Annotated in this window: 14 protein-coding genes; 10 read left to right on the top strand and 4 right to left on the bottom strand. The window is 56.7% G+C overall.

Annotated elements, in window-relative coordinates; translation table 11 throughout:
• Positions 1-111 precede the first annotated feature (111 nt).
• On the top strand, positions 112-1,440 hold the full coding sequence (locus IEX36_RS06595) for a sugar porter family MFS transporter (RefSeq protein ID WP_188758462.1): 1,329 nt from the start codon (positions 112-114) through the stop codon (positions 1,438-1,440).
• A 26-nt stretch (positions 1,441-1,466) separates the two neighbouring features.
• Positions 1,467-2,597, top strand: a complete 1,131-nt coding sequence (locus IEX36_RS06590; RefSeq protein ID WP_188758461.1) for a glycoside hydrolase family 172 protein — start codon at positions 1,467-1,469, stop codon at positions 2,595-2,597.
• An 82-nt stretch (positions 2,598-2,679) separates the two neighbouring features.
• Here the strand turns inward: IEX36_RS06590 and IEX36_RS06585 are convergent, their stop codons facing one another.
• A complete protein-coding gene (locus IEX36_RS06585; RefSeq protein WP_188758460.1) occupies positions 2,680-3,690 on the bottom strand; it encodes a YncE family protein in 1,011 nt (336 codons plus the stop codon).
• Between the two features lie 249 nt (positions 3,691-3,939).
• Between IEX36_RS06585 and IEX36_RS06580 the strand changes: the two genes are divergently transcribed.
• The 8 genes from IEX36_RS06580 (at position 3,940) to IEX36_RS06545 (ending at position 19,390) form a co-directional block, all read left to right on the top strand.
• On the top strand, positions 3,940-4,947 hold the full coding sequence (locus tag IEX36_RS06580; RefSeq protein WP_188758459.1) for a LacI family DNA-binding transcriptional regulator: 1,008 nt from the start codon (positions 3,940-3,942) through the stop codon (positions 4,945-4,947).
• Between the two features lie 241 nt (positions 4,948-5,188).
• A complete protein-coding gene (locus IEX36_RS06575) occupies positions 5,189-8,755 on the top strand; it encodes a TonB-dependent receptor (RefSeq protein WP_188758458.1) in 3,567 nt (1,188 codons plus the stop codon).
• Between the two features lie 266 nt (positions 8,756-9,021).
• Positions 9,022-10,626: a fucose isomerase gene (locus IEX36_RS06570; protein WP_188758457.1), complete on the top strand. Its 1,605-nt coding sequence runs from the start codon at positions 9,022-9,024 to the stop codon at positions 10,624-10,626.
• 12 nt (positions 10,627-10,638) lie between these two features.
• Positions 10,639-12,228: a ribulokinase gene (locus tag IEX36_RS06565; RefSeq protein WP_188758456.1), complete on the top strand. Its 1,590-nt coding sequence runs from the start codon at positions 10,639-10,641 to the stop codon at positions 12,226-12,228.
• Complete coding sequence (locus IEX36_RS06560; protein ID WP_188758455.1) at positions 12,225-13,553, top strand: sugar porter family MFS transporter; 1,329 nt, start codon at positions 12,225-12,227, stop codon at positions 13,551-13,553. Before IEX36_RS06565 ends, IEX36_RS06560 begins: the two co-directional genes overlap by 4 nt.
• Positions 13,554-13,574: 21 nt before the next feature.
• A complete protein-coding gene (locus tag IEX36_RS06555) occupies positions 13,575-14,702 on the top strand; it encodes a glycoside hydrolase family 172 protein (RefSeq protein ID WP_188758454.1) in 1,128 nt (375 codons plus the stop codon).
• 25 nt (positions 14,703-14,727) lie between these two features.
• Positions 14,728-17,085, top strand: coding sequence for a glycoside hydrolase family protein (locus IEX36_RS06550; RefSeq protein WP_188758453.1), 2,358 nt, complete (start codon positions 14,728-14,730; stop codon positions 17,083-17,085).
• Positions 17,086-17,347: 262 nt separating this feature from the next.
• Complete coding sequence (locus IEX36_RS06545; RefSeq protein WP_188758452.1) at positions 17,348-19,390, top strand: beta-L-arabinofuranosidase domain-containing protein; 2,043 nt, start codon at positions 17,348-17,350, stop codon at positions 19,388-19,390.
• Positions 19,391-19,696: 306 nt separating this feature from the next.
• Here IEX36_RS06545 and serB read toward each other — a convergent pair whose 3' ends face one another.
• From serB to IEX36_RS06535, 3 genes are all read right to left on the bottom strand, one after another.
• Positions 19,697-20,926, bottom strand: a complete 1,230-nt coding sequence (serB, locus tag IEX36_RS06540) for a phosphoserine phosphatase SerB (protein ID WP_188758451.1) — start codon at positions 20,924-20,926, stop codon at positions 19,697-19,699.
• Positions 20,927-21,277: 351 nt separating this feature from the next.
• Positions 21,278-21,625, bottom strand: coding sequence for an outer membrane beta-barrel protein (locus IEX36_RS17765; RefSeq protein ID WP_444542338.1), 348 nt, complete (start codon positions 21,623-21,625; stop codon positions 21,278-21,280).
• On the bottom strand, positions 21,543-23,108 hold the full coding sequence (locus tag IEX36_RS06535; RefSeq protein ID WP_188758450.1) for a hypothetical protein: 1,566 nt from the start codon (positions 23,106-23,108) through the stop codon (positions 21,543-21,545). The genes IEX36_RS17765 and IEX36_RS06535 overlap by 83 nt, the downstream gene beginning before the upstream one ends.
• Positions 23,109-23,125: the final 17 nt, after the last annotated feature.

Here is a 23,125-nt window from a genome sequence, read left to right as displayed (position 1 = left end):
GCTCGCGCGAGCTGCCGATTGTTGCGTCTGAAAAAGGACGCTCGGTGGAGGTGTGGGCGCATACTACCCGGCTTGCGAGACAGCGGGCGGGACGCAGATTCAGGATGGCAGATGGCGATCAATTCTTATGTGATTAAAAGCACCGTGGTGGGCGCGCTGGGCGGTCTACTGTTCGGCTTCGACACGGCGGTGATCTCAGGCACGACGAATGCGCTGACTCAGACCTATCATCTTTCTCCTACGCTGCTGGGCGTAACGGTTTCGAGCGCGCTGGTGGGCACGGTGATTGGCGCGATGTCCGCGGGTATTCCAGGGCAGAAGTATGGGCGGCGCGACAGCCTGCGGGTGATGGCGTTTTTTTATGTTGTCTCGGCGCTGGGTTGCGCGCTGGCGTGGAACTGGCCGGCGCTGATCTTCTTTCGGTTTATCGGCGGGCTGGGGATTGGCGGATCTTCGGTGCTGGGGCCGATGTATATCGCTGAGATCTCGCCGCCGGAGTGGCGTGGACGGCTGGTGGGGTTCTTTCAGGTGAACATCGTGGTCGGCATTCTGCTGGCGTATATGTCGAACGCGATCATCGACACGATGCGCCTGGGTGCGATGGAGTGGCGATGGCAGCTTGGCATCTCGGCGGTGCCTGCGGTGCTGTTTTTGATTGCGCTGTTTGGGATTCCGCGCAGCCCGCGCTGGCTGGTGATGAAGGCGCGGCTGGATGAAGCGCTGGAGGTGCTGCACCTGACGGGCGTGACGAAGGCGAAGGAAGAGCTGGATGAGATTGTGGCTTCGGTCCACCTGGAGCGGAGCGGTTCGAGCGATCCGCTGTTCTCGAAGCAGTATCGGTTTCCGGTGTTTCTGGCGATTACGGTGGGGATGTTCTGCCAGTTGTCGGGCATCAATGCGATTCTTTACTACCTGAACGACATCTTTGCGTTTGCAGGTGCGAGCAAGGTTTCGGGCGCGCTGCAGGCTGTGGCCGTGGGCGCGATGAACCTGGTGGCGACGCTGGTGGCGATGTCGGTGATTGATAAGTTTGGGCGCAAGAAGCTGCTGCTGGTGGGTACGGCAGGGCTGGTGGTGTGTCTGGCGGGCGTGTCGTATATCTTTGAGGCGCACAAGCATCTGGACTGGCTGGTGTGGCTGCTGATGGCGTACATTGCCTGCTTTGCGATCTCGCAGGGAGCGGTGGTCTGGGTGTACATCAGCGAGGTGTTTCCGAACCGCGTGAGGGCGAAGGGGCAGGCGCTGGGCAGCTCGTCGCACTGGGTGACGAATGCGATTATCTCGCTGGTGTTTCCGATTATGGCGGGGTCGAGCGGCGCGTATCCGTTTATGTTTTTCGCGGTGATGATGGTCGTCGACTTCTTCATGATTCTGCGGTACTACCCGGAGACAAAGGGGATTTCGCTGGAGCAGGTGCAGCATAGCTTCGGCATTGACTAGCGCATTTCGCAAACGATGAGGTGCAGATGAAGGCGCGTCTTTTTGTTGTGGCTTTGCTTGCTGCGGGTTTTGCGGCGATGGCTGTGGCGCAGCGTCCGACGGACTGGCCAGATGTGACGCAGCAGCAGAACTACGTGCTGCATCGCGCATCGAGCACGGACCCGACGGGCGCGAATGCCGACTTTCGCCGGATTGAGCCGGGCGCGACGCTGACGGCGTTGGATGTGGATGGGCCCGGTGAGGTGTCGCACCTGTGGTTTACGATTGCGAGCGGTGAGCCCTATCACCTGAAGCGCATTGTGCTGCGCATCTACTGGGACGGCGAGCAGAGCCCGAGTGTCGAGACGCCGATTGGCGACTTCTTCGGACTAGGGTTGGGTGAGTATTATCGCTGGCAGTCGGAGATGCTTTCAGTGGGCAGCGACAAGAGCCTGAACTCGTTTTTCCCGATGCCGTTCCGGCATCATGCGCGCATCACGATTACGAATGAGGGCAAGCAGCCGGTTCACAGCTTCTACTACAACATCGACTATCGAACGTATGCGCACGAGTTGCCGCGCGATACGCTGTACTTTCATGCGGAGTACCGGCAGGCGCAGCCGAACCGCGGCTGGACGAACAAGTGGACGGGCAATGGCGATCCGCTGGTGAATGGGAAGACGAACCTGGATGGCAAGGACAACTACGTCTGGATGGAGGCGAAGGGACATGGGCAGTATGTGGGGGTGACCATGTCGGTGCTGCAGAACCAGGATGGATGGTGGGGCGAGGGCGACGACATGTTTTTTGTCGATGACGAGAAGACGCCGTCGATTGTTGGGACGGGGTCGGAGGATTACTTTCTGGGCGCGTGGGGATTTTCCGGGGGACCATTTTCGTATCAGCTTTATGGCGCTCCGGTAGTGGGTGGGGATGTGGCGGGGAGCAGGTCGAGTGTGTATCGCTTTCATCTTGACTCGCCGATTCCGTTTACGAAGTCGTTCAAGGCGACGATTGAGTATGGCAATGCGAATCATCGCTCGGACAACTTCTATTCGGTAGCGTACTGGTATCAGGCTGAGCCGCACGAGGCGTTTCCTCCGCTGCCTCCGGTGGAAGCGCGGCTGCCTGCGTTGCAGGATGTCGGGGGGCCGGGGAACGGTGCGCCTGCGAAATGATGTGTCTGGCTACTGGCGCATCTGAAGAGAGTTGCACCGGAGCGCGTTGATACTGGCTGCTCCGGTGCGTCTCGTCTGTGTGCTACTTGCGTCCGACTTCTACGATCATGAAGGTTCCAGGTTTGGGCCTGGGGCGACCTGTGCCGTTTGGTTGCATCTCAGCCGTGGGTAGGAATATCTGGCCGGTTCTCCGGTCAAGTCCCATGGTGCGGGCGCCTGCCGCGGTTTTTACTGTCTGGTCGACTTCCCACGTGCCGTTCTTCTCGGAGGCTACGATGAGCGTGCCGTCGCCGCAGCTGGCAAATGCGTGGCCGTCGGCGAACTGCGTCGCGTCGACGCCGGTACCGATCGGCAGCGATGCTTCGACCTTGCCGTTGTCGGTGTTCATGACGACGAGCACGTGCGGATTGCGGCAACCGATGAAGAGGTGGTGTCCTGCGCGATCGATGGCCATGCCTACGGGGTGGCCTCCGGGAGCGACGGGCCAGCGGGCGATGACTTTGCGCGAGTGCAGATCGACGACCGCGACGAGGTCCTTGTTTTCGAGATTGACGTAGACTTTGCCGTTGCCGTCGGATGCGAGGAACTCGGGCGCGCCGCCGAGATCGATGGGCGGGTCAATCTTGCCGTTCTTCGGGTCGATGTCGGGGCTGAAGGTCATGAGGGCGTTGCCGTCGCCGGAGACGGCGATGACTTTGTCGAGCTTGCGGTCGTAGATGATGCCGTCGGAGTCGGGCATGGTGGGGATGCGGCCGAGCACGGCGTAGGTTTTGAGATCGAAGATGATGATGGCCCCGCTGCCGCCACCGTCGGTGATGAAGCCGCGGCCCAGCTTCGGAACCAAGGCCACGCCGTGGGAGCGGACCTGTCCGGGTATGTCGCCGAGCACTTTGCCGGAGTCTTCGTCGATGGCCAGGGTGTGGGTTGCACGGGTAACGAAGAGCCGATGCTGCGGCGCGTCGATGGTGACGTAGTCCCAGCCGCCTTCGCCGCCGATGTGGAAGGTGTTTGTTACCTGCCAGTTGGTCTGCGCGGTGGCAGACAGGACTCCTGCGCTGATGCATAGCGCGAGAGTCATGAAAATCCGCTTCATTGTCATCTAAATTCTCCTTTGCGACCTCATGCTTCTGTTCTGTCAGAGTGCCAGATAGGAAGAGGCTAATCGCGAGAGATTAAGTGTGCCTTAAAAAGGGCCCGTTCGTTCAAGCAGGAACGGCAGTCTGGAGCAAGAAAACGGGCCGTTTCATCACCTGGGCTACACTAACAAGGCTCCTGATACAAAATATCGGTCAGGCCCATCGGCAGCGAATTCACTCAGCAAGCGGGGGCGAAACCTAACTCAATGGCAACGATCGTGGAAGTGGCACAACGCGCCGGCGTTTCGATTGCAACGGTTTCCAATGTCATCCGTGGCACCAAGCGAGTGAGCGCTCCGGTGCTGGCACGGGTTCAGGCTGCCATTCGCGAGTTGGACTACTACCCCAATGAGATTGCGCGCAGCCTGAAGGTGAAACAAACCCGGATGATGGGAATCGTCGTACCCGACATTACGAATCCCTTTTTTCCAGAGGTGATTCGAGGTGCGGAGGACAGTGCGTACGAACGCGGCTATTTTCTTGTCACCGCGAATACGGACGAGCAGATCGGACGTGAGCGACGCGTCGTATCCGCGCTCCGCTCCTATCGTGTCGATGGGATACTGCTTGCGTCAGCGCCTGGTCACGATACCAACCACATTCAAAGCGCGATCGCCTCTGGATTGCCGGTGGTGTGCATCGACCGGCCTGTTTCCGGAGTCAAGACCGATGCTGTGCTTCTGGACAATGTCCGCGGCGCACACGAGTGCTTGCGGCACCTCATCCAGATGGGGCACAGAAAGATTGCGATCATTACCGGAAAGCTTGACGCCCAGATAGCGCGCGAGCGCCTTGCAGGATACGAGAAGGCACTGCATGAAGCAGACATATCGGTTGATCCTGCGCTGGTGCTGGAGGGCGACTTTCGCGATGAGTCCGGCTACAGGCTTGGCAAACAACTGCTTCGAGGAAGAAGCAAGGCCACTGCGGTCTTTGTCTGCAATGGCGTCATGACACTAGGGTTGCTGAAGGCGCTCGAAGAGTCGGGGAAACGATGTCCGGAAGATATCGCCCTGGCTACGTTTGATGATCTTGCAGTGGACCGCTCCTTCCACCCGCATCTGACGGCGGTGGTGCAGCCTAGCTATGAAATGGGCGCGCGTGCGGCTACGATTCTGATGGACCGCATCGAAGGGAAGCGGACGGGAGAGCCTTCGGCGGTGCGGATTGTGCCTACGCTTGTTGTCCGGGAGTCGACCCGGCAGCGGCGCTGACGGCGGCATGATGGGCTGAGGGCTCACCCAAAAATATTTTCTTGACAGTGAATGCATCCTGGTGCTTGAATGCGTGGTGTCGTTGAGTTAAAGGTTTCACTTTATTCGAGGCGAAGACTCGAAGGGTCCCTCGCACCAGCAGCACGGCTCCGTTTCCTGTGTTTTCTGTATATTCGTTGTCCCGGAGCCTCGTAGTGTTCCATATTGCGCTCGCTTGAAGAGCATCGTTCGGAGGCTGAAAATGAATCGTTTCACCAAAGGAATTCGTTCGCCGCGTTTTTTGAGCCATCTGCGTCTGGCCCTGAGGGCCGGGCTGGCCATATTCGCTGCGTTGTGTATCTGCTCGGTACCGCTCTTCGCGCAAACGGCGACCGGCTCCATTACGGGGACGGTTGAAGATGTCTCCGGGCACGTGATTGCCGGCGCCGGTGTCACCCTGACCAACGTCGCCACGAATGAGACTCGTACGGCGACGACCAACAACAGCGGCTACTATTCGCTGACGCTTCTGCCGCCGGCAAGCTACAAGATCGCAATCCAGGCGTCCGGCTTCAGCCAATATCTGCAATCCAATATCGTGCTGAACGTCCAGGACGCGCTTACCATCAATTGCACGCTCCAGGTCGGACAGGTTGCGCAGCAGGTCACTGTTACCGAGCTGCCCTCGCAGTTGCAGACTGAGACCTCCTCGCTTGGCCAGGTCATCTCCAACAAGACCATCGTCGACCTGCCTGTGAACGGCCGGAACAGCTACAGCTTTGCAGCGCTTGTTCCTGGCGTGTTGCCTTCCGCCGGATTCACCCAGACGGCCTTTGACGAGTACAACGATCAGTTCATCTCCATCAATGGAGCGCGTCCCAACCAGAACGTATTTCTTCTCGATGGCGGTATGAACACTCAGCCTGCGTTGAACGGGCCGGGTTTTTATCCCAGCATCGATATGGTGCAGCAGTACAAGGTGCAGACCAACAACTTCAGCGCGCAGTTTTCGAACTCTTCCGGCGGCGTCATCAACGTCATTACGAAGTCCGGAAGCAACAAGTTTCATGGCACGCTGTATGAGTTCTATCGGAGCACCGGCCTGAATGCGAATAACTTCTTCGCCAATCAAGCCGGGCTTGCACGCGCACCCTTCCGTTACAACCAGTTTGGCGGCAGCGTCGGAGGGCCCATCTTTCGTAACAAGACCTTCTTCTTCTTTTCCTATGAAGGACTGCGCTGGACCCAGGCCCTGACTACGACCGGCACGCTTCCAACTGCCGCGGAGCGCACGGGTGATTTTTCCGCGGGGCCTCTTGATCAGAATGGCAACGTCGTTCCCATCTATGATCCCTTCTCCACTGTGGCCGATCCGGCGCATCCGGGGCAGTTTATTCGCACGCAGTTTCCAGGCAACAAGATTCCTCAGGGTGAGATCGATCAGGTTGCGTCCAATCTGCTGAACTACATTCCTTTGCCCAACCAGCCGGGCAAAGGTGCGGGTGTGAATAACTTCATCTCCAACTCTAGTTCACCGATCAACAAGGATGACTACTCGGTCCGCATCGACCAGGCACTGTCGCAAAACTCCAAGCTCTTCGGCCGGTTTTCCATCTCGACCACGCACCAGGTACGTCCGCCGATCTTCGGCAATACTCCCAATTTCAAAGTCAGTTCGCCGATTCTGGGACCAGACACGCTGCGCCAGATGCAGGCAACCATCGACGACACGACTGTGCTGGGCCCGCACGTTGTGCTGGAGCTTAACTCGAGCTATGTCCGCTTCCATCTGGCGCGAACGCCTCCGGGGCTTGGCTTCGATCCGACACAGCTCGGCTTCCCGTCCTATTTCGCAGATCTTGCGAAGAAGACGCCTCCTTGCTTTCCGACGGCAATCATTGGAGGCCTGGGCACGGGTGAGTCGATCCCCAATGTTGGCTGGGGCGGTTTGCTTGGGCAACTCTGCTGGATCGGCATTCTGAATGATGCGAACCAGATCTACCACGAGGATGGCAATCTCACGATCGTTGCCGGGACGCACACGCTCAAGATGGGCGGGGATTTCGGTATCGGCATGTTCACGACCGCGCGGTTCAACAACGGCGCCGGGTTCTATGTCTTTGGGCCTGATTGGACTCAAGGGCCGAACCCCTTCAATGCAGGTACGGGCGTAGGGTTTGCCTCGTTCCTCACAGGTTCAGGCGACTTCGGCTTCAACTATACGGGTGGGCCTGACGAGATCAATAGTTTCCGCTACTACGGTGGCTACTTTCAAGATGACTGGAAGGCTACTCCTTCTCTTACGCTCAATCTCGGCATTCGTTATGACTACAACACACCATGGCGTGAACGCGACAATCGCATCACAGATTGGGACCCCACGTCGGCTTCACCGCTTCAGGTGCCGGGCATGCATCTTGTTGGTGGTCTCTCCTTTCCGGGTGTGAATGGGCTCTCACGCTATCAGTTCAATCCGGATAAACGAGCCGGCATCCAGCCGCGTCTTGGCTTCTCGTACGGCATTGGCAGCAACACGGCAGTGCGCGGCGGCTTCGGCATCTTCATGGGGCCGACGGTAGGGAGCGGATACAACAATAACGGCGTTCCCAGTACGGGCTTCATCGGCAGCACGCCGTGGGTTACAACGCTCGATGGTGTCCATCCGCTCAATCTGCTCAGCAATCCTTATCCGCAGGGATTCATTTATGCCACGGGGAGTTCGCAAGGACTCGCCACCGACCTTGGCCAGTCTGTTGTTGGCATGGACCGCAATCGCCATACTGCCTACTCGGAGGAATGGGATTTCGATGTGCAGCGAACTCTGCCTAAGGATGTGCTGGTTGACCTCGCCTATGCCGGCAGCCACGGCGTTCACCTGTATGGCGACTACAACGCCGATCAGCTTCCGGACCAATATCTGAGTATGGGAACGCAGCTTCAGGCGCAGGTGACGAATCCCTTCTATGGACAGATCACTACGGGTGGACTCAGTGGTCCTACTGTCGCGAAGAGCCAGCTGCTGCTGCCTTATCCGCAGTTCACGGGAGTTACGCTGGGCAATGGGTCTTCCTACGGCGCCTCGGTTTACAACTCGCTGCAATTGAAGGTAGAACGCCGCTTCAATAATGGCTTCAGTCTGCTTGGTTCGTGGACGTGGTCCAAGCTGATGGACAACGTCGGGGCCACAACGACGGGCTTCCCTGGAGGTAACTTTGGCGGCGGCGCAGTGCAGGATTGGGACAATCTTCGCGGTGAGTGGTCGCTGGCAACGTTCGATACTCCGAATTACCTTGCCATCAATGGCATCTATGAGCTTCCTTTTGGTAAGGGAAAGCCCTGGGCGCATAGCAGCAGGTTTGCGGACTATCTTATCGGCGGATGGCAGATCAATGGCATCGGCACTGTTTTGGGCGGCACACCGCAGCAGGTTACGATGGCTGCCAATACGCTGTTCAACAATGGCGGGACACAGCGCGCTAACTGGAACGGAAAGAATCCGTCTCTGCATACACCAATCAGCAAGCGCCTGAACGCCTACTTCAACGTAGCTGATTTCAGCGCGCCCGCTGCGTTCACCTACGGCAACTCCCCGCGTTCGATTGGCTCGCTTCGGGCTCCTGGGGTGGCGAACCTTGATCTTTCCGGGGTTAAGAATACGCACCTGTTCGAAAACGTGAATCTTCAGTTCCGTGCGGAGGCCTTCAACATCTTCAACCACCCGCAGTTCGGTCCTCCGGATACTAATCTTGGAGACGGCACTACGGGGTCGATTTCAACGCAAGTCAACAATCCGCGAGAACTACAATTTGCGTTGAAGCTGATCTTCTAAAACACACCCCGATACCGGCCAACGGGAATCTCCTGTTGGCCGGGCGGTGACAGGGGTATGGACAAAGGATTGCGCATGCGTGCAGGCCAAAGTGGAAGAATTTCTCCACAAAGCAGCTTAGATCGGCGTGCAATCTCTCCACATTTCACCATTCGGAATTTCTGTAATTCGTTTTTGAGCATGTCAGGCAGAATGGTGGCTGAGGTTTGTAGTTGTCGCAAGATCAATCTCGAATCAGTAAACGTCCATACAACAGGGGTGAATCGATGAAAGAAGTTGTACTTGTTACCAGCGGCGATTTGCGGGAATCCGCCAACAAAGTGTGCTGGCCGGCGCAGCAGGAATTGGAGAAGCTCCTGACGGAGCGGTTTGCTGCTGAAGGCGTCACAGTCCGGCGTGCCTTTCCGGTGGATACCGCTAAGGGACATGGGTTCATCTCCAGCCAGCGGATGGGCATGGATGTTTTTGCCGGAATCGATCCGGAGGCGAACATGGTGTTCGCCACTGCGGCGTGGCAGTACACGCATCATGTTCTGCCGGGAATGCGCAGCCATCGCGGTCCGATTCTTACGGTGGCGAATTGGTCGGGGCAGTGGCCTGGTCTGGTCGGTCTGCTGAACCTGAATGGATCGCTGGTGAAGGCTGGAGTGAAGTTCAACACCTTGTGGAGCGAACGATTTGATGACGCATATTTCCTGTCGCGCCTGCGGGAATGGATTAAGCAAGGAAAGGTTACGCATGATCTGTCGCATGTGCGTGGTTTGAACGTAGATGTGCTGCCAGCGAGCGAGCGCAGTATTGGAGAGAAGCTGGCAGCTGAGGTGCAGAAGAAGAAAGCCATTCTGGGGGTCTTCGATGAAGGCTGCATGGGGATGTATAACGCCATCATCGACGACGAACTGTTGAACCCGCTTGGCGTTTATAAGGAACGTCTGAGCCAGTCGGCGCTGGTTGCGCGGATGCGGACCGTTCGCGATGATGACGCGAGCGCGATAAGACGGTGGCTGGATGAGAAAGGAATGCGCTTCCATACCGGCAAGGATGCGAAGACAGAGCTGACCGATGCGCAGATTCAGGAGCAGTGCAAGATGTATATTGCTGCCGTTCGAATTGCCAGCGAATTCGGCTGTGATGCGATTGGCATTCAGTATCAGCAGGGATTGAAGGACATGGTCCCGGCGTCTGATCTGGTGGAAGGGCTGCTCAACAATACTGATCGGCCTCCCGTGTATAGCGAAGCGGGAGAGGAGTTGTTTGCTGGAAGAGCGTTGCCTCATTTCAATGAAGTGGATGAGTGCGCTGGGCTGGATGCGCTGGTGACGAACCGTTGCTGGACCGCGCTTGGGCTTGATCCGGCCACGACTCTGCATGATCTTCGCTGGGGCGAACACTATCGCGGGGATGGTGTGGATGACTTTGTCTGGGTGCTGCAAATCTCTGGAGCGGCTCCGGCGAGTCATTTCGTGGATGGATATCGCGGCGCGGCGAGCGATCGGCAGCCGCCGATGTACTTTCCGTTGGGCGGTGGAACGCTGAAGGGAATTGGCCGGCCGGGAAAGATTGTCTGGAGCCGTGTGTTTGTAGAAGGCGGCGGTCTGCATGTCGATATGGGGCTCGGCTCTGTCGTGAAGCTGCCTGACGAGGAGACGCAGCGTCGCTGGAGTCAGACGACGTCTCAGTGGCCGATGGTAAGCGCAGTATTCGATGGTGTGTCGCGCGACTCGTTTATGGCTCGGCACCGTGCCAATCACGTAAATATCGTCTATGCTCCCACGGCGGAGGATGCCGCGCGTGCGCTCGCAGTGAAGGCGGCGATGTTTCATGCGTTGGGCGTTCAGGTACATCTGTGCGGCGCGGTTGAGTTCAAATAAGCGGGAGATGCGGTGAGTATCGTCGCTGGAATTGATTTTGGGACTCTGAGCGTGCGCGTTTCTCTGTTCGACAGCCAGGAAGGCCGGTTGGGGACAGGTGTTGCGGAGTATCCGCTCTGCCGCTCTGCACGTGATCCCAATTTTGCTACGCAGAGCCATCAGGCGCAGATGGATGCGCTGGAGAAGGCAATGCGCGCCGCATTGAAAAGCAGCGGGGTAAAGGGAAGCCAGGTGAAGGCCCTCGCCGTGGATGCGACAGGATCGAGTGTGATTCCTGTGGATGATGAGCTCAATCCGCTCGATGATTACTACTTGTGGTGTGATCACCGCGCATGGCGTGAAGCGGAGGAGATTACTGCTCGAGCACACGCTCAAAATCTGAAGGCGATTGACTGGTGCGGAGGGATGTACTCCTCTGAATGGGGATTCGCCAAACTACTGCACTGGATGCGGCACAATCCAGAGAAGCGCGAACGCCTGGCCACTGCGCTTGAAAACTGCGACATGGTGGTTGCCACGCTGTGCGGTGTCCATTCTGTGCAGGATGTTGCGCGCAGCGTTTGCGCCATGGGGCATAAGTGGATGTGGAACCCACAGTGGGGCGGGCTTCCGTCTGATGATTTTCTCGTCTCGGTCGATCCTCTCCTAAAAGGTGTTCGGCAGAAGCTTGCGGGGCGTTATGCTGCGTCGGACCGCATCGCAGGTTCGCTGTGTGCGGAGTGGGCTGCGCGACTGTGCTTAGAGGAGGGCATTCCTATTCCAACGGCTGCGCTGGATGCGCACTGGGATGCTGTGGGGGCGAACATTCGGCTGGGCGATGTCGTGAATGTGATCGGCACTTCGACTTGCATGATCGGTGTGAGCGAAGCGCAGTCGCTGGTGCCGGGAGTGTGCGGTGTCGTGCCGGGGTCTGTGCTGCCGGGGTATACGGGGATTGAGGCAGGGCTTTCGGCGGTGGGCGATCTCTTCGATGGAATTGCGAGGCGTGCGGGCTCTTCAGTTGCTGTTCTCAGCGAAGGGATGGATTCGTGGTGCGCAGGCCGCACAGGTCTTCTACGGATGACGTGGGACAACGGCGACCGCACCGTGCTGGTGAATCCGCGATTGGGCGGGATGACTATTGGCTGGAATCCAACGCACACAGCGCAGGATGAGTTGTTTGCTGCTATTGAGGGAACGGCGCTGCATACGCGGATCATTCTGGAGCAAATGAGCGAGTACGGATCGCAGGTGAACCGCATCATCAATGGCGGCGGTATTCCCCAGAAGAGCCCTCTGCTCAACCGCATCTATGCCAATGCACTGAACAAGCCGGTGTTGGTCCCATCGGGAGACGTAACAAGTCTGGGGTCTGCGATCTTCGCATTTTTGGCATGTGGTGAGTTTGAGACGGTGCAAGAGGCGCAGGAGGCATTGTGTCCGCCGTGCACGAGCTACCTGCCTGATGAATATGGGGCCGCAGTGTATGACGAATTGTATCCGCTGTTCAGCGGCGTGTACTTTGCCTTTGGACAACCGACTGCTCCGCCGGCAGAGATGGGACGGATTCTTCCATCTCTTCGAGAGATCGCTTCCAATGCTGTTGCGATGGAGAGTGCATGAACATTAACTCATATGTTGTGAAGGGAACAGTAGTCGCTGCTCTGGGTGGATTGCTGTTCGGCTTTGATACTGCTGTTATCTCCGGCACGACTCAGGCGTTGACCAGCGTATTTCACTTGTCGCCTTTTCTTCTGGGCGTAACGGTGTTCAGCGCGCTTCTTGGGACTGTGATAGCGGCACTCGGCGCAGGGATCCCAGGGCAACGGTATGGGCGACGCGACTCGTTGCGTGTGATGGCGCTCTTCTATGTGGTTTCCGCGCTGGGCTGCGCCTTTGCGTGGAACTGGACGTCGTTGATCGTATTTCGCTTTATTGGCGGTCTCGGCATTGGAGGGTCGTCCGTACTTGGCCCGATGTACATTGCTGAGATTGCGCCACCGAACTGGCGAGGGCGACTTGTAGGCTTCTTTCAGGTAAACATCGTTGTGGGCATTCTTCTGGCTTACCTGTCGAACTACCTTATCGGGACGATGCATTTTGGAGCGATGGAGTGGCGATGGGAGCTTGGCGTTTCGGGCATTCCGGCGCTGCTCTTCCTTCTCGCGCTGTTTACGATTCCGCGAAGCCCGCGCTGGCTCGCAATGCAGAAGAGACTCGGTGAAGCGCTGGATGTGCTGCGGTTGATCGGTGTGACGGATGCGAAGGCGGAGCTGGATGAGATTGTGGCGTCGGTTCACCTTGAGCGTGCGGCTTCAAAGGAGCCACTGTTCTCGCGCAAATATGCAAAGCCTATTTTCCTGGCCATTACGGTGGGGATGTTCTGTCAGTTGTCGGGAATCAATGCAATCCTCTATTACCTCAATGACATCTTTGCGCTCGCTGGAGCGAGCCAGATGTCGGGCAATCTGCAGGCCGTAGCTGTTGGCGCCATGAACCTCGTAGCTACGCTGGCCGCAATGTCCGTGATTGACCATATTGGAAGAAAGAAGCTGCTGCTCATCGGCACAAGTGGCTTGGTGGTGTGCCTGGCGGGAGTTTCGGCGATCTTCTATACGCGCGAGCACATGGACTGGCTTGTATGGTTTTTGATGGCCTACATTGCGTGCTTTGCAATTTCGCAGGGCGCCGTCATCTGGGTTTATGTGAGCGAGGTCTTTCCGAACCGCGTGCGGTCCAAGGGGCAAAGCGTGGGGAGCTCATCGCACTGGATTACGAACGCGATTATCTCGCTGGTATTTCCTGTCATGGCCACCTCATCGGGGGCGTATCCGTTTATATTTTTTGGCGTGATGATGGTTCTCGATCTTTTTGTTATCGCCTTCTACTATCCGGAGACCTCCGGCATATCGCTGGAGAGGATGCAGCATGAGTTTGGAATTGACTAGCGAAGAAATGAGGACGCAGTGATGAAACGATTTGTATCGATGTCGCTCCTGTTGGGAGTGTGTGTGGCAGCATGGGGCCAGAGTCCGAGCTCATGGCCCGACCTGACGCAGCAGCAGACGTACACGCCTCATCGTGCGTCGAGCACGGACCCGACCGGGGCGAATCAAGACTTTCGTACAGTCGGTCCGGGGGCGACCGCGACTGTGCTGGATGTCGATGGGCCGGGAACGATTGCGCATATATGGTTCACCATTGCCGATAACGAACCTTACAACCTCAAACGCATCGTCCTTCGCATGTACTGGGACGGAGAGACCAGCCCTAGCGTAGAGGCCCCGATTGGTGACTTCTTCGGCCTCGGGCTTGGCGAATACCACACATGGCAATCAGAGATGCTCTCGGTTGGCAATGACAAGTCTCTCAACTGCTTTTTCCCGATGCCATTCGCGAGTCATGCGCGCATTACTGTTACGAATGAGGGGAACCAACCCATCAATGCCCTCTACTACAACATTGATTACAGAACTTACTCGCATCCGCTGTCTCGGGACACGCTGTACTTTCACGCCGAGTACCAGCAGGCGCAGCCGAATCGTGGTTGGACAAATAACTGGAAGACAAACCAGGACGCGCTGGTTAATGACAAGACTAATTCCGACGGCCAAGGCAACTATGTGTGGATGGAGGCGAAAGGACATGGACAATATGTTGGTGTGACGATGTCGGTGCTCCAGAACCAGGACATGTGGTGGGGCGAAGGAGATGACATGTTCTTCATCGATGGGGCGAAGACGCCACAGATTATCGGCACGGGAACGGAAGATTATTTTCTCGGTGCGTGGGATTTTGGCGGGCGCCCTTTTTCTTATCAACTCTACGGCGCTCCGGTAGTCGGGGCTGAACTTGCCGGCAGCCGCTCCAGCGTGTATCGGTTCCATCTTGCGCAGCCTATTCCTTTTCAAAAATCTTTCAAGGCAACGATTGAGCACGGAAACGCGAACCATCGTTCGGATAACTTTTACTCCGTTGCGTATTGGTATCAGGCCGATCCCCACGAACCTCTGCCGCCATTGCCTCCTGTAGAGCAGCGTTTGCCTGCGCTTCAGCCAGCTGGTGGTCCGGGGAATAGTGGCGCAGGCGTGCACTAACTTTCCTCATGCTCACGGAGGAGCCATGTTGAAGATCATCGCTGCAGGCTACATACTCGCCGCTTCCACGCTTGCACTGGGAGCGGCAACGCTCGAGTCATCTGCTGGTTCGGTGCGCATGGTCGTCGAGCTCGGCCCATCGCCCATCGAACGTGTCGAAATTAAAGTGGATGGTCAATGGGTGCCCGCGCTTTTCTCTGCGCAGGCTGCGACGCGAGTGGTGACTCTGGGAACTCCTAATACTCCCCACTCGTGCGTTCTTCAGACTGAGGATGTAATTCCTAACGGCATCCTCTTGCGTGGAGACTGCGGCATCGGGAAATTCGAGCAGCGTATCCATCTCACGCCGGAGCCGGATGAACTTAACGTCACGGTAAGATTTATGCCCGAGTCTGGTGTCCGAATTAACTCCGTAGAGGACCGGTATGACTTTGCGCCTGGAAGGCGAGCGGCAGACGATCCTGAGGGCCCCGTCGATTTCGTCTGGAGCCAGAACATCAAGAACGAAGCGGATGACGACATTCCCAGCTGGTCATTCAAATCTCCGGTGGTGATGCTTCAGCAGGGGCCGGTTTTTGCGGCACTTATGCCGAAGTTGAGCGAGCGCCTGAGCGTTCCGCTTGCACTCGATCTCGACGTTACTTCGCAAAAACTCCCATGGCTCGCCTATGGAGCTATTCCGTCTCAGCCCTACGGTCATAGTTATTTTCGACGTTCGACAACCGGCGAGCCTAAGGTCATCGAAACGAGTACACCTGTTGGTCAGGAGGGAGTGATCGAATACAGATATTCGATCGTAGCGTCTCAACAGCCTTCCAAACTTGGTTACAGGCGCGCGGTACGTCTTCTTTGGCAACAACAGGGGCGAGAAGAGTTACTGTCTTCCTACGATGCGCAGCGGAATGTGACGCGTCCATGGCTGGTCACCTTTCAGGACTGGTCAACCGACACGTGGCTGCGCTATGCGGATGAGGTATACCGAGGTTTTCCGTGCGGCAGCAAACAGTGCGGTACGTTAGCGAGCTTCCGAAATCCAGGCGGGCATTGGGAGCAGCAAACCGGACCGGATGCGTGGTTCAACCCCTGGTTTGAAACCCTGCGCACCGCCTATGGTTGGTACCTCTATGGCCGCCGGACGGATAATGCTGATATTCAGCACAAAGCGGAATCTGTGCTGAATCTGGTATTGAGTAGCCCGCGAGATGGTGGAGCTTTTTCGACGATCTATCTGGTGGACAGCAAACAATGGCTTCACTCCGATGGGTGGGCTGGCTACGGCGATGACTATCATGCCTTCGGAATGTCGTGGACCGGCTATTGGATGCTGAAGTGGGGCAAGGATCTGACACCGGACCGCGAGCAGGAAATTGTGGCGTTTCTGCGCCCCTTTGGGGATTTTCTTGTAAAGCAACAACTTGCGAGCGGAGTTATCCCGGCGTGGTATGACAGCGATCTTAAACCTCGTGAGGAATTCCGTGACTTCAACGCTGAGACTGCGGCCTCAGGCTTGTTCCTTGCTTCTTTGGCCGAGGCTACGGGAGATCATGATTATCTCGCGGCTGCCCGGAAGACGATGGACTTTGTCACACGCGAGGTGTTGCCGCGTCAGCGCTGGTTCGATTTTGAGACGTTTCTTTCCTGTGCGCGCAAGCCGTTTGACTTCTACGATCCATGGACCGCGCAGTATCCGCAAAACAATCTCTCGCAAATTCAGGCAGCGGCGGCTTATCTGAAGCTATACCAGATCACGAAGGAGCAAGAGTATCTCACCACGGGCACTCATGTTCTGGACTATCTGCTGCTCACGCAGCAGGTATGGAACAACCCCGCGTTTTCGCCGAAGCTTGTAGGCGGCTTTACCACTCAGAACACTGATGCTGAGTGGAGCGACGCCCGCGAAGCCTACGCCGCCGTGCTGCTGTGGCATTACTACCAGGCAACTGGAAACCAGGAATATCTGGAGCGTGCTGTTGGGGCAGCTCGTTCTACCTTTGCTATCGCGCCGTGGGAAAACTGGGCGCATACCGGATTCACCGACGAATCGGGTGCGCTTACCGGGTTTCACTGGGGACCGGGCAGCGGCATGACGTCGGTCGAAATGATGCATCCCATGCTGGGCGACGCTTATATCGATTTGTCGAATGACGCAGGAGTGTGCTTCAACGCGTGCTCTATTCGCGATCTTAGGATTAGAGGCGATCACATCTTCTTCAACCTCGACGCCGTTTCGTCTCTCGGCAAGATAAACATCCATTTCGCTGGAGCGAACGAGGCTGCGACCTATCAAATTATTTGGAATGGCAATCAGTCGGACATGATTGCTGGCAAGAGCATTGTGCAAAACGGATTTGCCGTGTCCCTGACAACGGATAAGAAGAAGTAATTGAACTCATGCAGATGCTGGTTGCTTCCTCGTATCTTTCCTCGGACGGCTCGCAAACGCAATTCACGGTAATTGAATCGCCTATCGGAAAGCAACGTTAGCAGCGCCTGGCTACAATGATCGGCTTGCCTCTTAGTTCGCTTTGCAGCGCGGCTTTCAAAACAGTGTTAGCGACTCACCAGAGAACCGTGCTCTTGCATGGAACTCTTCAAGACAAGGGTATTCATGATAATCATTGAGCGTAGCTTCTCAAGGAGATTAGATGAACCCTGAGTGTGATGGAAACTCAACGCACCTTTCTGTACTCGATCGCCGACAGTTCCTCCAGCTGGGTGCCGCTGGCGCAGCGTTTTTATTTGCGCAAGGAGTGCACGCGGCAGAAGGTGCTCCGGCCACATCTACCCACGGCGCCTTCGTCGAGCTTGCTCCCGGTGCCGTTGAGCCGCAGGGTTGGTTGCGCAATTATCTTTCCCGACAGGCAGCCCAACTTGGCTCTCAGTTACCAGATATCTCCTGGCCTTTTAGCGCGAGCTACTGGGACGGTCTCGAACAGGGGCCCAGTTGGTGGCCATGGGAGCAGCGCGCTTACTGGATCGACGGTGCTACACGGCTGGCCATCGTGATGCGCGACACCGCGCTTCTCCAGAAGACCCAAATACCCATTCTGTTCACGCTGCAGCATACCAAGGCAAATGGTTACCTTGGCCCTGCCTTCTTTGAAAACCCGGTAGGCGATGAGCACCGCTGGCCGCAATTAGTTTTTTTCCGTTCTTTGATGGCCTGTGCAGAAGCCCATGTGGGTCCGGTTGGCATCGTCGAGGCTATGCAGCGACACTACCTCAACGACCCTGCGGATTATGGGCTGCCCGAACGCAATATCACGAACCTCGAACCGATGCTGTGGTGCTACGGCCAGACCGGCAATACGAAGTTGCTTGCACTCGCTGAAGACTCATGGCGGCGCTACCTGGCGCAGGTAGCTGCGAAACCCGACAGCGGGGACCTTGGGGAAGCGCGCGTCTTTGCAGGTGGCCCCATTCACGCGCATGGTGTTACGTATGCCGAGACCGCGAAGCTGCCGGCAATTCTCTACATGTACACCGGCAATCCGGAATACCTGCGCTTCGCGCTGGCGGCGCAGCAACGCATCTTCTCGCATCACATGCTGGTCGACGGTATACCCTCAACATCGGAATGGTTCCGCACGCGCACTTCCCTCGACTCGCACGAAACCTGCGACATAGTAGACCATACCTGGGGTTGGGGCTATATGCTGCAAGCCACCGGTGATGGTCGATGGGGCGACCGCATCGAACGCGCCTGTTTCAATGCGGGCCCGGGGGCTATTCGTAACGATTGGAAGGCGCTGCAATACTTCTCCTGTCCCAATCAGTTCCTCGCAACCGAAAAGTCGGACCACAACGTGATGGAACATGGTGGTTACATGATGGCCTACCAACCAAATCCAGGCCGTCGCACCGCGTGCTGTGGCGGTAATGTGCATCGTCTCTATCCCAACTATGTCAGCCGCATGTGGATGCGCTCTGCGAATGGTGGTTTGGCCGCGACGCTCTATGGTCCATCAACGGTTCGCACCACGGTAGGCTTCGAGCGCACGCCAGTCGAGATTGTGCAGACGACAGACTATCCCTTCCGCGACAGTATCGCGTTCAAATTTGAGGGCCAGCATGAGGCACGGTTTCCGCTCTCGCTTCGCATACCAGCCTGGTGCCGTCATCCACAGCTCAGAATGAATGGAGAACTCGTTGCCATCACGCCGCGAAATGGTTTCGTTACTCTGGACCGTCTTTTTCATCCCGGCGACACGCTGACTCTTACACTCCCGATGGAGTTGGGGCGTACGTCCTGGCCCTACGGGGGAGTCGCGCTCGAGCGCGGACCACTGGTTTTCTCTCTGCCTATTCAGGAGGATTGGTCCACCTTTACTGTACCGGACTATTCAACTGCCGCCTTCCCGGGATACAACGCCAACCCTGCCGGTTCGTGGAACTACGCTCTCGTCCTCGGCTCTGAAGCGCTCGAAAATCAGGTGAAGGTAGAGCAGTCCACAGAAGAACTTGCAGACGATCCGTGGTCGCATCCAGCCGTCACCCTCTCTGTAGCCGCGCGTAAGGTTGAAGGTTACACGCTGCAAGATAGGACAAATCAGAGCGACCAGCTGTTCACTCCGCCCCTACCGGACCTAGCCTTTGCGCAGGTAGATTCAGAAACCGAGAAGATTACGCTGGTACCTTACGGGGCGACGCATCTGCGCGTGACGATCTTTCCGGAAATCGCAAGTTAGCCGCTGACCCGATTCAGCTCAAGGAAAAGGATCCGATGGAGCAATCGTTTATCAGCTTCCTTCGCTTTCTGATGTCGATGCCCTCAATGGCCCGAGTAGAAACCAGGCTAGCGCGAGCTGAAGTCTGGCTCGCGCGCTTGTGTCTGCAACGGATTTAGAAAGAGTAGATGGAAAGATCAAAGATGATGAGATCAGTGGCGTTCAAATTTGCTGCAAAAGAAGGCGAGTCCCTATGCTATTGAGGTGTCAAGGTATGGCGTTTGTTTGAGATGAAATTGCGTCATGAGTGTGGCGGGCCGATCGTTTTCAGGCCGACGGTTCGTGGGGATGAAGGTCGCGATCGCGAACGCCAATCAAATAGAGCAATCCATCCAAGCCCAATGACGAGATGGACTGAGGGGCACTTTGGCGTACCAACGGTTTGGCGCGATAGGCGATACCCATTCCCGCGAGCCTCAGCATCGGGATGTCGTTCGCTCCGTCTCCGACAGCCACTACCTGTTCCAGTGAAATGTCTTCGTCGCGGGCAATTTCCGCTAGAAGATCGGCTTTGCGATCGCCATTCACGATGGGAGGTATCACGCGACCAGTTACGACCCCGTCGATGATTTCGAGCTCATTCGCGTGGACATAGTCGATACCGAGCATTTGCTGAAGATGATGGGCAAAGAACGTAAAGCCACCAGAAAGGATGGCCGTTTTGTACCCAAGCAGCCGAAGAGTGCGGATGAGTCTCTCTGCGCCTTCTGCAAGCGGAATCTTACGCAACAATGTGTGGATGTGCTGTTCTTCTAGACCTTTGAGCAGTGCAACGCGCTGGCGGAAGCTCTCGTCGAAGTTCAATTGACCCCGCATCGCCTCTTCTGTAATCCGTGAAACCTGATCGCCAACGCCAGCCAGTTTTGCAAGTTCATCGATTACCTCACCCTGAATCAGCGTCGAATCCATATCGAATGCGAACAAGCGTCGGTTGCGGCGGAAGATGCTTTCACGTTGAAAGGCGATGTCGATGGAGAGTTGCTGCGCTGCGACGAGGAACTCGGCACGCATGGCGGGCTCGCGCGCGCCTTCGCCGCTGACTGCCAGTTCGATGCAAGCATTTCCGGAAGGATCGTCGGACGAGAGTTGGCCGGAGAGACGGTCAATGCGATCCACGTTCATTTCATGTGCCGCGACGATGGAAGTTACGCGCGCAAGATGGTTTGCGCAAATGGAGCGACCGAGGACGGTAATGATGAAGTGCTGCTTGTGCAACCCGCGCAGCCAGTGATGGAGCGAGTCATCGGGAACGGAGACGAACCGCACCTGGAGATTGAGTTCGTTCGCGCGGGCCGTCAAGTCAGTCTTCGCGGAAGCGAAGCTGCCGGCAGTAGGCATTTGGATCAGAATTCCGAGCGAGACGCTTTCGTGGACGACTGCCTGCCCAATATCCAGTACTACGATCTGATGACGGGCGAGTGAGCTGGTAAGTTCTGCCGTGAGTCCGGGATGATCGTGCCCGGAAAAATGGATGAGGACTGCCTTATCTGACGTCATACTGTATCTAGTTTAGGTTACAGTTCTCGCCGTGTGCAGGATGCCTGGGCGAACTGCCTGTTGGGGACAGTTGACGGAAGACGCTGGCTGACCGACTCGGAGGCGATCAAGGTAATTCTAAACATGAAGATAATTCTGCGACTAAGATACCGGGCCGGGGCCATACTCGTTTGGCCTTTGCTTCTTGAATGTGGCGTAGCAAGGAATAACGGCTCGGAGCAGTCGAGCCGTTATTCCTTGCGAAGCAATATTTGAGGCAAGGCAAATGCGGAATAGCTTTGGAAAAGAGGGCGGTGGGAGTACCGGGTACCGACTCGTTCCGGCCGCCCTGTACTCCTCACCACCTGGAGGCTAAAAGAAGAAGCGGCTCGATAGTTGCAATCTTCGCGAAGGCTGCGTGCCGGTAATCTGGCCGAAACTTGTGCTGTTGAGGAACGTTGCGGCAGCCGAGTTCGATGTTGTGGTAACGGATAGCGACGAATTCGGCTGAGTGAAGTTCGTGTGATTGATGACGTTGAATGCGTCTAAACGGATCTGGAAGCTTAGCTCCCGCCATAACGAGAAGTCCTTCGCGATAGAGGCATCGAAGTCCACTTCGCCTGGAGCGCGGTTGGAGTCACGTGGAACATTGCCGAACCCAGTGGGAATAATGCGAGTGCGCGCGCCGCTGATCGTGGAGTACACAGGAGTGCTGCGCATATTGTTTGATTTCGCTGACGACTGCGGAGCTGCCGGGAGATACGGTGATCGTGATCCAGCTCGTGCGGGTTCCTCCTGGCAGAGCGCCGTGTTTCGCCGGCACAGCGTGACCGTTGGCATACAACACCGCGACATCTCCCTTGAATGCAGCTTTCCAGCGGATGGAGAGGCCCTGGCGGTTGCTGAAGTCGATGGTGGTGGCTCCATGCGATGCAATGTCCAATAAATTGCCCCGGATGCGCAGCGAGGAAACTTTCATGGTCTCATTGTTGGTTAGTGGTTGCGGGAGAGTTTGTACATCATAGGCATCGCCGGCATGTGATGGCTCAATGCCCATCGTGCCTCTAACGATCGCGTCGATGACGGCGTAAGAAACTTCGGGGTATTCACGGCGTTGCTTATCTGGAGAAGCAAGATCGAAGAGCACACGGTATGCGGCGGCGGTGCGGCCATATCGAAAGAGTATGAGCGGGACATAGCTTTCCTCTTCAATATTGATCTGTTTCCAGTAGGCGGGATCGGACAGGTATGCGAGTGCGCCTTGAATGTGTGCTGGATCTTTGACTGCGTCGAAGTAGAGCGCCATTGCGTCACCAGAACCGAATCCGCTGAGATTCTTTCTGATGACGCCATTGAAATGCTTGCCCGTATCGGACCATGCGACGGTTTCTAGCCGCTGTTGAATCTGTTCGGCAGTTTTTTGCAGGCGCGCAGCGAGCACTTTGTCCTGGGACGAAACCGCAATTTCCTTGTAGGAGCGCATGGCGCGGTATTCGGCGGCAAGTAAATCGGCGCCGAAGATGAAATCCTTTGGACCTTCGGTATAGCTTGGTATGCCCCGGGAGTGGACGAATTTTCCTTCGGCTTGCCGTTGATTGGCGATGCGCGGGCGTTTAAGAATATCGTCGGGCGCGAGTTGCCATTGCGAGATGTAGTTCGTCATCGTTTCGCGAAAAAATGCTTGGATACGTGGATCGTCTCGATAGGAGTTGTCGCCTGTCCAGCGCCACATACGCACAATCGCATCGAGCACGTCGAAGTTTGCAGGCAGGTTATACCAAAAGTCTGAATCGGAGACGTAATCGGCTGTGGAAGGATTGCCCTCGCCGTCGATCTCCCAATAGCCAGCCCAGTTGCGAGACGGCGCAACTGCGTCGGCGAAGCGGCCAAGCATATTTCGATTTGCAGGAAATAGTCCGAGAGCAGCGGCCCCCGTAGTTTGATGGGATACGTCGCGCATGCAGAAGGCGTTGCGGCCAGGAAGCGCGGCCTCATACCATTCCCCGATCGGCGACGTTGCCGGTCGCGCATAGTCAAGCGCCTGCTGTTTGGCCCAGGTGAACGCCTGGTTCAACTGTTCGTCGGATGCATGGAACTCAAGATCGGAACTTACCGTGGCCTTTTGCGCAGATGCATATTCACAGCTCAGCACAGCAAGTGCACATAACACTCCGATCCATCGAGTGATCTTTCTCGTGTTCATAACGCTCCGAGTTATAG

The organism is Edaphobacter acidisoli, from assembly GCF_014642855.1.
Lineage (GTDB): Bacteria > Acidobacteriota > Terriglobia > Terriglobales > Acidobacteriaceae > Edaphobacter > Edaphobacter acidisoli.
The sequence above is the reverse complement of the archived record's forward strand: the minus strand, read 5'-3'. Positions and strand labels throughout refer to the sequence as shown.